This is a genomic window from Cryobacterium sp. LW097, from assembly GCF_002205495.2.
Lineage (GTDB): Bacteria > Actinomycetota > Actinomycetes > Actinomycetales > Microbacteriaceae > Cryobacterium > Cryobacterium zongtaii.
This window is the reverse complement of the sequence record NZ_CP021994.1, coordinates 1-12,016: the sequence shown is the minus strand read 5'-3', so window position 1 is coordinate 12,016 and position 12,016 is coordinate 1. Positions and strand designations below refer to the sequence as shown.

Here is a 12,016-nt window from a genome sequence, read left to right as displayed (position 1 = left end):
ACGTCCCCTATTGAGCGCGAGAATCCGATTCGTCCGGTGTCGGCTTCCTTTCGATGGGCGAGTCGCTATCCGCCGCAGGTCCCGTCAGTCCGGCGTCGGTCATCGCGGCGACGATCTGTGACAGGTACGAGACGACGATCAGGGTGATGGTTACCAGTAAATCAGCGGGTCTCGGCCATATTTGGTAGACTTGACGCGCTACCAGGGAGGTACTCGTGAGCACGTCGACTACCGGCAGAACAGTTGCACATGCTCTACGTGAGCGCGCAGTTGAGGATGCCGTGCACAGTGCCGCCATGGAGGGGCTGACGGTCACCGCAGCTACTCGAGCAGATGCCGACGATTACGCGCGCGGGTCGATCGATGTTGACGAGCTGATCGCTCGTATCGGCACTCGCCACAACGTTGGCTGATTTCGCCGATCCTTATATAGACCCCGCGACAGGGCTGCTGCGAAACCGCATCGGCGCTACCTCTCAATCGGTACTCAACGCGGCAGAGGCCGATTACGGACTTGCGCGCACGGTTGAGCTTGTAGAGCGCCCGGTGAAAGTAACGGCGGATCTGCGGCACCTGCAGTTGATTCATCAGCGCTTGTTCCAGGACGTCTACGACTGGGCCGGCCAGCTGCGCACGGTCGACATACGGAAGGGCAGCGACGCAACCGCGGAATTCTTCATGCCGGTATCCCGCCTGCAGACGGGGGCCATGTTCGCATTCCAAGAACTCGCCGACGATAACTATTTGCGCGGCTTGGATCGAGAGAAATTCGTCGACAAACTCGCCCACCACTATGACCAAGTGAACTACCTCCACCCGTTCCGCGAGGGCAACGGGCGCACCCAACGCATTATGTGGACCCAGGTGGCGCGGGAAGCCGGCTACGAAATGGACTGGCGCAACGTGACGGGCGCGGTCAATGATCGGGCCTCCCGTGACGCGATGGAGAAACAGGATCTCACAGGGCTGCGATTGATGTTTACCACGATCATTCAGCCTGTCAGCGAGCCAGCTACCGACAAGAAAGTGGAACTGCAGCGCACCGTGGACGCTCTACGTTCCCGAGCCCGGGACTCAACCGCACCATATCTTGCTGCCTTCAAACGTGCTGGAATCACGCCACCTGCCGCCAGCACTACGAGGAGGCCGACAGACGCGAACCGACACGACCGGGATGATCTGAGCAGGCGACAAGCAGGTACGGAACGCGAGTGATCTTGTAGACGTCACTGAGAAGTCGGCGGTGGTCAGAAGGTAGCGCCCGTGGGAGTCCGAGTGCGAGTTCAAATCGCGCAAAGTGCGTGCGGCGGACGCCGTGGCGCAGCGCCAGGCGAACGTCCGTAACGGGGCGAGGGCTGCGGGAGTGTCCGCCAGTTGATCGGCTATCGAGACGACAGATCAGCGGCACTGCGGGCGTGGTCAGTGAGCCTTGCGTATATGTACATGTCCCGAGGGTGGCCATTTACTCGTTCCCATGCACGCAGAAGACCCTCACGTGCGTATCCGGCACGCTCCGCTGCTCGCCAGGAACCTTCATTCCATGGCTCGACGTACAGCTCCACCCGATCGAATTCATCGAGTTGAATCGCCCATGCCGTCAGGGTGGCGAGGGCATCCGCAGCGTATCCCAGGCGACGCTGGGAGGGCCCGATCCAATAACCTACGCTGGCACGTGCGCCCGCGCCAGCACGGAAAAAGAGGCCGATGTGCCCAACCGCGCGGTCGTCTTGGTCCGCGATTGCGAAGACATAGCCGGCCCGCGCGCGAAGCCGGTCGTGCTGACGCTCGATGAAAGCCAACGCTTCGGGTTCACCTGCCGTATCCGGGACGGTAGTCAGTACCGGGATGAGGGGATCATGGGACGCCTCTTGAACGATAGCGACGTCGGACTTGCGCCATTCGCGAAGTCGGACACGCTCACCGGAGAGAACGGGAAGGGCAAGGGGCACGTCACTCATGCCCTGATACTGCCACGCCCGTCACTGTCAACGTGGCCGGTGCCCCATCCCCTATCGGGCGTTTCAGTCACTCCTCTGAGCCTTCGTGGATGAGGCTAGCCGGCGTCAAGGAAGTACCCCAAGGCACCACTGACGATTATGAGCCACCCCGACACGACGAGGACGGCGAGAGCGACGATGAGCCGCAACGCTGACTGACGTTCGTCACGATTGTGCACGGCTATTGTCTGTCGGGCGGATAGGGCGACCTGTAGGTCTGTGCAGGCGTTGCTCACGCGGGGGCATGGCGGAGCGGCCGTTAGGCGGTCCGCCCTATGAGCATGGTTTGAAGATGCCATGCTTTCTCCATGAGTAATGACTATCCCCGAACAACACAGTTCAGTTTTCCTGGGTTTGCGGAGTTGGATGTGGTTGTGACCCGGAATTCCGCACTGAATGGGAACTCAGGGAGTTCTTCGGTGCGTTTCGACGTGGGAGGAGGAAATATTTGGTTGGGTGAGGAGATCCGAGAGTTCGACTCGGCTAGAGAATTTACGATTCAGCTTTCCGGGGAAGGCGAGCACAGAAACCTCGCTCAGGCTTTTCGGGCAGCGGCCGATGAGCTCGAGAGAGCATAGCGCCCTTAGTTGCCCGGAGGCTTCCTCGCTGGGGTGAAAGCAGAGAGCACCTACCTGTGGTGGCCGCAGATCGGCGGTTGAGGGCTTAAGTGAACGTGATCTTGTAGGCGAGGATATCGGCCGCTACTTGATCTACAGAGGCATCCGTCGATTCCGCATACCCGATCAGGAGGCCTAGCGCCTCGTTGGGGGAGGCGCTGGTTTGCGCCACGATAACGCCGGTCGCTTGATGCACCTGAGGGTTATCCCAACTGGGAGAGTTTTTGAACTGTTCTTGGGCCTCATCGGTCACGGTGTGTCTGCTTTCTGCCCCACTCGGTTGTAAGGCCCGACCCTAGTCTCGGACGGCACCCGAAGAGAGGTCAAGGAAAGCGCGAAGTATCACCAGGAAGGCATGACGGTCCTGTTAGAACCGCGCCCGCTCGTCCTGCGCTCAGCCTGCCACCGGCAGAACATCGGGGTTGAAATAGCGCACGCCGGCCCACAGCGTAAGGCACGGGGCAGTGGCCGCGGAACGATCCCCTATCGGACAGGCATGACGGAGAATGCCCCGCCGGGGAGGGGCATCGCCTACTACTTACTCCTTGGTCACGGCCTTATTCCAGCGTCTCGGCAAGATCCGTGACATCGGACTCGTTCGATCCAACAACCAGCCAACGATTCCCGTAGGTGACAGAGCGTTGGTCCTCTGAACCGCCTGAAGTGAAGGCCCCTTCGCTGGCTCTGAGTGCTGCGCCGTCATCGAAAGTGACTAGCAGAACACGACCGTTAATCGACTGGCAGGTGACCATTTCTCGTACCGCTTCTTGGGCGGGACCGTGTCAGTGCAGTTGCATCCGTGGTCTTCGGCAGCATCCGTGAACGTAGTGGTTAGCTAGACCTGACCTGTACATCCGGCAAGCCCGAAGACCGGATTCTAACGGTGAGGCGCGGGAAGTACGCCGAAAGAAGTGACGTCGATAGGGATGATCGCTGCAGATCACGGACCGTCGACGTCTCTTGGATCGCTCAAGGCTGTTGCACGATCGTCTAGCGATTGAGTTCTGATACCGGTCAGATAGGACCCTCAACGGGTTGCCCGTGAACGGGCTCGGTGAGGACAGGGGCGTGCTGGTGGGGACTGCGGCTGTTCAGTCGTGGATCGCTGGGCTGACGAACGGGACTGCTCAGCTCGATGAGCCAGTCTGAACCAGCAGCACAGTTCGATGATCCACATAGGGCCTTTGGCTGTGGAGCGCAACCCCTTTACGGCCGGCGTGATCGCACTATACTCTCTGGATGCATGGCGTCTTCACAACGCGAAGTTGATCTTGCAGACGTTTTTGTGCTCCTCGCTGACTCAGTATGTGCGGGCCGCGACGTCGTCGACACCATGGACATCCTCGTCCAGGCCAGCACCGAATTCACGCCGGCGACAGACGCCGGAATTCTCTTAGCCGATAGCGGTGGTGTTCTTCACGTTGTGGCGTCTTCGAACGAGCGTACGAGCGAGGTCGAAGAGGCTCAGCTTGGTTACAATCAAGGCCCATGTCTGGACTGCTTCGCTTCCGGGGAACCTGTAGAGGTTTCTGATCTCTCCGAAGAATCCGGACGGTGGCCTCAGTTTGTTGCGATTGCCCTGTCGCAGGGATTCGATGCCGCGCATGTTTTCCCCTTGCGCCTGCGCGGTCACACTTTCGGGAGCCTTGACCTCTTTAGTTCCGCCCGCGAACCGTTCAGCGACCAGGACGCAGCGTTGGCGTTGGCCTTGGCTCAAGTGGCGACGATCAGCCTCGTCCAGCAGCAAACCATCCGCAATCAAGGCACGGTGAACGGTCAATTACAGCAAGCGCTGAAGAGCAGGATACTCATCGAGCAAGCTAAAGGTGTTTTGGCGCAGCGCCACGGGGTGTCCATTGATGCAGCCTTCTCCTTGCTCCGCACCTACGCGCGCGCCAGCAGTTCGAAGCTGCATGACATCGCTGATGGTGTCGTGCATCACGGGCTCTCGTTATAGATGGAACGATTGAAAGGTTCGCTTGAGCGCCCTCGCCTGAACTAAAAGTCCAGGGTTGCTTGCCTTGCGGCCGGCACGTCGGTCGGCAACGTTCTTGTCGCGGACTTGAAGGCGACGCCGGAGCGGGTCGTGGCATGGACTGAGAGTAATGCGTCGGGCTGCGACTTCGTTATCTACGTCGAGGTGCACATCCCACAGGACACTGGGCTTGTCCGGCTGGCAGGCCGATACCCTACCGAGCTGTAGCCGCCAGCCCACGGCCGACGACTCCAGCCTGCAGAGAATCTTCTATCTAGGGCACCCAGATGAAAGCTGATGCCGCAGCCCCAATGTAAAAGAGAGCTAACGGCGGCGTACCCGGGCCTGAGCGGCTTCCACGGAAATAGGCACCCCGGTAGATGTCCACTGGCTGGGGTCGAATCCATCCCGAGCCTTCAATTGCCGTGGCTGTGGTGGTTATCGAGGTGGTGGGGTGCGTTGTTGACTTCGTGGGGGAGGGCTGTTGCAACTGGTTGGATGGATAGTTTGATTTGGGGGCACTGTTGTTCTTGGGCGTATGAGTCCACGCTTACGGCGAGGTGGTTTCGACTCCACATCGTGTGCGGGCTGCGGGGATTGCGGTCGATGATCTCCGGTGCTCCCAGCCGAGTGGTGAACTCGTTGATGAGGGCGCCGTAGCCTGGCGAGATAGTTGGGCCCGTTGCGGTGGTATCTAGGAGGTAAACGCTGAGCCCGATCCCGTGCGGGGGACATGCCGTCCACGCACCCCACACGTCCAGCTCGGGGCAGTGCCAACGCCCTACCCGAACCGCGCGCTCCCGGTTCCGATGCGCGAGGAGCACGTCGCAGGAGTGCCTCTCGAGGAGAGCAACGGCGTCCTGGTCAAGAACGGGCCACGTGTCCGAAAGCAAAGAGTCGACCAGGTCAAAAACCTGGCGCGGAGTGGCAATGATGGTCATTGGGCGACGTGGCTTAGGACGACGTGGCTGTGTAGCTTCATGAGCGCTCCTGCACGCGAGTGTCTTCTTACTCAAACCCGCGCTTGCCCATAGCTGACACCCTGACGCGACGCTCTGTCAAATCCTGGCTGCGCTCCATCAGCGGTGCGCAGTTCTCGACGGTCACGGCGCGCCTAGCTTGCCGCCTCGTTTTGAGTATTGAGCGTTCGCAACTTGCTCCCAGGCGTCCGCTTCGGACAGATTGGACAGATCGGCCAGGTCGAGTCCGGTGAGGCTGGCGATATTCATGGTGGGCCTCTGGAGCCTCCGGGAGGGTTCAAGTGGCGGGGGATTGCCGCCGATTTCGACTGGTTGAATGACCGGATTGCGGGGCGGCTTTCGTGTAGGCGAAGGTGTCGGCCCTAGCTTGCCTGGTTGTTTGCGGCGCCGCCCCAGACCGGGTCCTGGCGACGGACGAGATGGTTGCGGTCGAGGTCGTCGCTGGCATAGGTGGCCTCGCCAGTCTGTTCGTCGGCCGGGATACCTGAATCGAGATGCCAGTTGTTGCTCTGGTCGACATCGACGAGCTGATCGCCGTTGATGTTGACGTCAGTCTCGATCGGAAGGGCTCTCAATGGGCCCAGGAGTACGGTGAGTTGTGTGCAGGGCAGTGCACGCATCGGTGCACCGTCGGTAAATACCGGCAGCGTCAGGGGAAACTGGGGGAATTCGGTTTTGTATCCAGCAGGAGGAAATACTGCAGCGTTCATGTCGACGGTAATTCAGCTGCAGTCGGGTCACGTCCCTCTAAAGGGCGTGGTTTTACGGCAAGAGTGGGGCCGGAACGGGCCGGCGGCGCGTGCTACGGGCCTGGCACCTCAACCGGCGTCGGGTGTAGATCGACCGGTCACAACCTTTTGCTTCTCGGCTGCCGTGAGCCGACGCATTCCAGCAGCGGAGGTTCTCTGTGTAGCGCAGTGATGTGCAATGTGGGCGTTCGAAGCGGAATAGTGTGGTGACGCCATTGACCGGGGTATCCGATCAACAGAAGCTGATGCTGAGTATGGCTTCGGGCAGTCAGGCTGCGTTCGGCCTGATTTACGATCAGTTGAGTGTTCCGACGTTTGCGATCTGCAATCACTACCTGAAGTCCCCGGCCGCGGTCGACGAGGCCATGTGCGGCCTGTGGCTATACGTCTGGCAAAACGCGGCGATGTTATCGAGGCGTGACGGCTCGCCTTGGTCGATCATCATTGAAACAGCGGAGCGCCATGCCAAGTATCACGCTCAGACAGAGCGCCTAGCCCGAGGAACGGATACCTCTGTGTCCGGATAAATACTGTTCCGCGGGCGGCTCCGGCGCGCTGTCGCGCGCCGCCAAGAGACGGACGGCTACACGATCCGCGATATCGGCGAAGTGCTTGGCGTCTCATATCAGCGCGTGCACCAGATCACCCATTAGAACTATCGACCAGGAGACTCAATGTCAGCTAACGAAGACGGCTCACAGATCGAGATTGCGGATGAGCTGGCCGAGGTCGCCCGGTCGCTTGCACATGCCACGCGAACCGTGCCGCGCCCCTCTGATTCGTACGAGCTGCTGGGAGTCCTTCAAGTCGCACAGCAGTCGCTTGCTCAGGTTTACACACACTTGGCGACCTGGCACAGGGATACAGTCGAGGGCACCCATTGCAATGGCACAGACGGACACAGTCTCTACGGTGTTCCCGCTACGGTCGCCGGTGCCAGCGAGCAGGTAACGCTTCTTCTCAAAATTGCGGCGGCCTCCGCCTCGGAGACGGCCGACCTGGTCGGCAAGGCCCAAGCTGCGAATGGCGTCGTGTGTTGGTTCGATGAAGTGAAAGAGACGGCTTAGACCCAGGCCATGACGGGGAGAACTGAAAGCTACAGAGCCCGAACGGTTCTGGTCCCACGTCGTCAAATGCCCCGCCACCGATGACTGCTGGATCTGGACCGGCGCAATAGCCGATGACGGCTACGGCCGATTCTGGACCAAGGAAGGCGACGGCCAAAGGGTCATGCGCCCGCAGCAGTACGTCTACCAGCTCGCGACCGGAGCGGCACCCCTACGTGTCAGGGTTAGGTGAGGCCAGCAGCTCAGAGCAAGTTCGCCGTTTGATGTAGGGCGAGAACCAGGAAGTCCCCGATCATGTCCAGCCCATCGTGATCGTCGTGCGCGACGATAGTTCCATGAGTAACAGCAGTCCCGGCCCCAGGTCCGGTGGTCCCACGCCCCGCCGGTCGTACACGCCGGCGCAGAAGCTTGAGCATTTGGCCGCGTATGGCGACGCCATCACCCGCAACGAGGGCAGCGCGTATTTGCGGGAGCAGGGCATCTATTCCTCGCAGATCACCGAGTGGCGAAAGCTGCGCGACGCGGGAGTCCTCGAGGCAAACAGCCCGGCGAGAAGATCGGCCGGTGAGCGCAGAGCAAGCCGAGATCGCCAAGCTGCGCCGGCAGCTGTCGCAGGCTGAGCAGCGGTTAGCGACCACGGAAGTGGCGCTGACGATCATGGGAAAAGCACACGAGCTCTTGGAGCAGTTGTCCAAGAGCTCGCGGGACGAACCCCCGCACGCGAAATCCTGATGGCCGTCTACCGCGACCTCACCGCCGCGACCATTCCGACCCGCACCGCAGCGCGCCTGACCGGAGTTTCCCGGGCGACCGCGACACGAACACTCGTGCAAACCCCGACTCGACGCGTAGTCGTGGTGCCGGTGAACAAGCTCAGCGCGACTGAGCGGGCCCAGATCTTGACGTTGGTCACGTCGCCCGAGTTGGTCGATCTGGCGCCGATCCAGATCTATGCCCGACTGCTGGATCAGGGCGTGTATTGGCGTCGATCTCCACGATTTACCGGGTGTTGGCCGCGAACAAGCTCGTCAAGGGACGCCGCCGCCTGGCCCGTCAAGGGCCGCTACTTCGACTGCTACGTGATGATCGATATTTACTCCCGCTACATCGTCGGCGCCTACGTTCACGCCTCAGAATCAGGTGAGCTTGCGCTGGAGATGATGAAGGAGACCTTCGGTATCCACGGCGTTCTGCACGTCGTTCACGCGGACCGGGGCACGTCGATGACATCGAAGACCGTGGCCGCTTTGCTCTCCGATCTGGAGGTCACGAAGTCGCATTCGCGGCCTCGGGTCAGCAACGACAACCCGTACTCCGAGGCGTGGTTCAAGACGTTGAAGTTCGCGTCGGTGTTCCCGGAACGCTTTGGCACCCTCGGCGAAGCACGCCTGTTCATGAGCCGTTTCGTCGAGGACTACAACCACACCCACCACCACACCGGCATCGGCTTGAACACTCCCGCCGACGTTCACTACGGACTTGCCGCGGGCCGCACCATCGAACGCGCCAAGGTCCTAGCCAAAGCCCGCGCGCAAACCCAGAACGCTTCAGCAACAGCGCCACACCAAAGATCCTCGCCCTGCCCGGACCAGCCTGGATCAACCAACCCGCCGAACTCGCAGTCGCGGAGGCCGAACCGAAACTAGCCGCCTAAACTCACGCTGGCCTCATTCACCTTGACAAATTCCGACTCGACCTATGAATCGTATGAGACGACAGCGCGACTGGTTATCCTGCCGCGGTGCGGGGGAGTCCAGCTTGACCGACTCACCGTCGGGCGCTGCGACCGCATTGTCCAAGAAATTCTGGAGGAGGAATCGATCTCGAAGGCACGTCACGCGCGCGCGGTGTTGAGTCTCATCTGTGGCTACGCCGTGCGCGACCACGCGATGGGTGCTAATCCTGTGCGCGACGTTCAGCGCTTGCCGACAACGCTGAAGAAGGAGTCGACACTCACCACGGTGCAAATCGCCAGCATCCGCAACTCATGCAGCAGTGGAGAATCACGCGGGAGGATGGTCCGCGGCCCAACTACCGGATCTTGATCGACGGCATGGAAATCATGTTGGGCACCTCGATAAGGATCGGAGAATGCCTCGGCCTGCGTCGCTGCGACGTGTACATGACGACCCTGCCTCCGACCCTCATCGTCAACGGAACCATTGTCAGCACGAAGGCGGAAGGGATCCATCGCAAAGACTCTCCGAAGCGCTCCCGAAACGGCGCAGCATCGCTCCCCATCGATGGCCGCAGCGGCCGTTCGCCGCCGACTGGCCCTCGCCGAACCTGACCCCGAGGCGTCACTGTTCGCCACCTAGTCCGGCCGTACACTGAGCGTCAGCAATTACGAGCGTTTGCTCTGTTCGTTCATTGCCGACGAGCGCGTAAACCCTAGTCAAACTGGGAGTCGATGTCGAGGAGTACACCACGTATATCTACCGACGCACCGCTGCAACGCTCATCGAGCGGGCCGCCGGTATCACGAGAGCATCTCGACTGCTCGGCCATGCGAACGAGCAGACCACTCGAAACCAGCTACGTTGTCACGGCCGACCTGGTCGACCCCGTGACGGCGAAGATCCTCGACGCTGTGCTCGGTGTTGGACAAGGTCAGACGATTCAAGAATGAGTCCGTAGGAGGAACCTTGACCGGGCACGGGGGACCGTCGCGCCCATAAGGCGATGGGCGCGGCGGAGACGGTCAAACGGATGAAGCGTCGAGGGGGTTGCGGTACGAGTGCTTTGATGATTCTTTGCTGCGCCATACGACAGCGCAGGCAGGGAGGTGAAAACCAAGCCCAAGGCGGTGGCGATACTGAGATCCGTCCACGAACGTTAGCAACCGTGAGTGTTGCTCGCCACCGCGGCCCGACCGGATCGGCACTTCCCGTGAGCGGCAATTAGTCATGGCCTGGCTAGCTGGCCGGGGACCGTTGGATGGGGCGACTACAGTGGCGCCTGGTAGCCAGGGCTCCTGAGCAGGCGGACGACGGATTCGTCGTCTCTTTTCCTGCTGCCACGTTCATAGGCCTAAATAGCGTTCCGTAGCCGGAGCGCCTTTGCATTTTCGGTGCACTCATCGTCTCAGCCCGTCACGATCAGGTCGTCGGTGGCTCGGGGATGTCCGCCGGCCAGGGCCCGATCACACTCTCGAGTTCCTCCCGCGGTGGCGTCGACGATCCCGGTCACCTCGTAATCGGACCGGCTGGCCGCCGGGTCGTCCGACTGGGTAGCCCCGAATTGTTCCAGGGCAGCGGGGCCAGTAGTCCCACGCGACCGGATCGCCATTCGCCGCCTGACGCTGACCAGTGCCCCGTCGAGTTTCTTGTCGTTGACCGACCAAGCGGTTCGGAACAGCCAGTCAGCGAGCGCGTCGGCGTCACCGACCACGAAGCCAGGCTTGAGCGTGACCGAGAGGGAAACGTATCGGCTCACGGTGAAGCCGCTCATCGAGTCCCCTACGACGACCCGCGAGGCGGCGATGCCGGGGTAGGTGAGCAGGCGTGTCTGGGTGGTTTCGGCGTCGGCGCCGCGACCTCCGCTGCAGCCGCTTAGGAGCAGTGCGCCAACAACGGCCAGAGTGGCGAGTGCCACTGGGCGGAAATGCTTTTGCATTCTCGGTGCTCTCATCAACTCACCCCGTGACGATCAGGACGTCGGTGAACTCGGGGATATCCGCCGGCCAGGGACCGATCAGCTTTTCAAGCTCTTGTGCGCGTGCACCGACGATTCCGCTTTTTTCGTAGTTGGCCTTTTTGAACTCGGACGTCGCCGAATCAGGCAGCCCGAACCGGTTCATGGCGGTCCGCCAGTAGTCCCTGGCGACGGGCACGCCTTCCGCGTCCCGAATGGTCATCATGACGCCGCCGTTGATTTTGTCGTGGTTGACCGACCAGCCGGTTCGAATCAGCCAGTCCACCAGGGCATTCGCGTCGTCGATGACGTAGCCGGGTTCGAGTGTGACCGTCAGGTGGACTGATCTGCCGAAGCGCAAACCACTCATGGATTCACCCATGTCGACGTTCATTGCTGCGATTCCGGAATAGTCGAGCAGTCGTGCGTCGGTGGTCTCGGAATCTGCGCCGCGACCCCCGCTGCAGCCGCTGAGGGCCAGCGCCCCGCCGGCAGCGAGAATGGCGAGGGTCGGAGGCGGAGAAAAGTCGTCCGGCCCGGATAGGGCTCGTTGATGATTGCCAAGATGACTTTCCCTCAAGCATGGTGAACACAGCGGTACAATGGTTACGCTAACAGACCGCCGACAGTCCATGGAGCGTGTGGCTCCGTCTCCACTGATCGGGGAAACCGGTGCAGACCCGGGTGAGCCGGTCAGGGGCCGCAGCAGCGTTTTCACCATGCACGAAGTGGGGTCCTTCGGGTCCCGCGCTCCCGTGCGGACAAAGTGCAGCAGCGAGGCCATGAACTTGGTCGCTACGATGCTGTCTGCGGCAAGATCGCCGACAGGCGATGGCGACGAAAGCGGCACCGGCCCGGCCGAACGAACACGATCGGGTAGCTCCGGAAGTTCCGCGGAATCTACGAGAAACGTGCTCAGGAAGGTGCCCATCGGTTGCCTTCCACAAGCCGTCGACCGTTCACACGTGGGCGTGAAAACCCGGCGATCATCGGGCCCC

At 61.2% G+C, this 12,016-nt stretch carries 14 protein-coding genes and 1 pseudogene; 7 read left to right on the top strand and 8 right to left on the bottom strand.

The genetic code is table 11. From position 1 onward, the window contains the following. Positions 1–215 precede the first annotated feature (215 nt). Together B7495_RS19505 and B7495_RS17920 are read left to right on the top strand one after the other, a co-directional pair. On the top strand, positions 216–413 hold the full coding sequence (locus B7495_RS19505) for an antitoxin VbhA family protein (protein ID WP_134480608.1): 198 nt from the start codon (positions 216–218) through the stop codon (positions 411–413). Beyond that, the gene (locus tag B7495_RS17920; RefSeq protein ID WP_088458185.1) at positions 406–1,215 is read left to right on the top strand and encodes a Fic family protein; all 810 of its coding nucleotides are present in this window, start codon (positions 406–408) and stop codon (positions 1,213–1,215) included. Before B7495_RS19505 ends, B7495_RS17920 begins: the two co-directional genes overlap by 8 nt. 167 nt (positions 1,216–1,382) lie before the next feature. On the opposite strand, the gene B7495_RS17915 is transcribed toward B7495_RS17920, so the two are convergent. The 3 genes from B7495_RS17915 to B7495_RS17910 form a co-directional block, all read right to left on the bottom strand. Beyond that, a complete protein-coding gene (locus B7495_RS17915) occupies positions 1,383–1,958 on the bottom strand; it encodes a GNAT family N-acetyltransferase (protein ID WP_088458184.1) in 576 nt (191 codons plus the stop codon). Between the two features lie 95 nt (positions 1,959–2,053). Next, complete coding sequence (locus tag B7495_RS19500) at positions 2,054–2,176, bottom strand: hypothetical protein (RefSeq protein WP_255416816.1); 123 nt, start codon at positions 2,174–2,176, stop codon at positions 2,054–2,056. 484 nt (positions 2,177–2,660) lie between these two features. Next, positions 2,661–2,867, bottom strand: a complete 207-nt coding sequence (locus B7495_RS17910) for an ANTAR domain-containing protein (RefSeq protein ID WP_088458183.1) — start codon at positions 2,865–2,867, stop codon at positions 2,661–2,663. Between the two features lie 990 nt (positions 2,868–3,857). Here B7495_RS17910 and B7495_RS17905 point away from each other — a divergent pair. Beyond that, positions 3,858–4,571: a GAF and ANTAR domain-containing protein gene (locus B7495_RS17905; protein ID WP_166788940.1), complete on the top strand. Its 714-nt coding sequence runs from the start codon at positions 3,858–3,860 to the stop codon at positions 4,569–4,571. A 1,121-nt stretch (positions 4,572–5,692) separates the two neighbouring features. On the opposite strand, the gene B7495_RS19495 is transcribed toward B7495_RS17905, so the two are convergent. Continuing rightward, complete coding sequence (locus tag B7495_RS19495; RefSeq protein ID WP_255416815.1) at positions 5,693–5,818, bottom strand: hypothetical protein; 126 nt, start codon at positions 5,816–5,818, stop codon at positions 5,693–5,695. A gap of 113 nt (positions 5,819–5,931) precedes the next feature. Then, complete coding sequence (locus B7495_RS17895) at positions 5,932–6,279, bottom strand: DNA/RNA non-specific endonuclease (RefSeq protein ID WP_088458180.1); 348 nt, start codon at positions 6,277–6,279, stop codon at positions 5,932–5,934. Between the two features lie 242 nt (positions 6,280–6,521). Between B7495_RS17895 and B7495_RS17890 the strand changes: the two genes are divergently transcribed. The 4 genes and pseudogenes from B7495_RS17890 (at position 6,522) to B7495_RS17870 (ending at position 9,039) form a co-directional block, all read left to right on the top strand. Further along, entirely contained in the window at positions 6,522–6,845 is a 324-nt protein-coding gene (locus B7495_RS17890) for a hypothetical protein (RefSeq protein WP_088458179.1), read from the top strand. Then, positions 6,846–6,971, top strand: a complete 126-nt coding sequence (locus B7495_RS19730) for a sigma factor-like helix-turn-helix DNA-binding protein (protein ID WP_121678523.1) — start codon at positions 6,846–6,848, stop codon at positions 6,969–6,971. 21 nt (positions 6,972–6,992) lie between these two features. Next, complete coding sequence (locus B7495_RS17880; protein WP_088458178.1) at positions 6,993–7,385, top strand: hypothetical protein; 393 nt, start codon at positions 6,993–6,995, stop codon at positions 7,383–7,385. A 335-nt stretch (positions 7,386–7,720) separates the two neighbouring features. Beyond that, positions 7,721–9,039: pseudogene (locus B7495_RS17870) on the top strand (DDE-type integrase/transposase/recombinase). 261 nt (positions 9,040–9,300) lie between these two features. On the opposite strand, the gene B7495_RS18895 reads toward B7495_RS17870, so the two are convergent. The 3 genes from B7495_RS18895 to B7495_RS18890 all read right to left on the bottom strand — a co-directional run bounded on the left by B7495_RS18895 (position 9,301) and on the right by B7495_RS18890 (position 11,949). After that, positions 9,301–9,576 (bottom strand): hypothetical protein, encoded by a 276-nt coding sequence (locus B7495_RS18895; RefSeq protein ID WP_151199611.1) that lies wholly within the window; start codon positions 9,574–9,576, stop codon positions 9,301–9,303. Between the two features lie 893 nt (positions 9,577–10,469). Continuing rightward, positions 10,470–10,979, bottom strand: coding sequence for a hypothetical protein (locus tag B7495_RS17865; protein WP_088458177.1), 510 nt, complete (start codon positions 10,977–10,979; stop codon positions 10,470–10,472). Positions 10,980–11,019: 40 nt separating this feature from the next. Continuing rightward, positions 11,020–11,949 carry a hypothetical protein gene (locus tag B7495_RS18890; protein ID WP_151199610.1) on the bottom strand — a complete coding sequence of 310 codons (930 nt, stop codon included), beginning with the start codon at positions 11,947–11,949 and terminating at the stop codon, positions 11,020–11,022. Between the last annotated feature and the right edge of the window lie 67 nt (positions 11,950–12,016).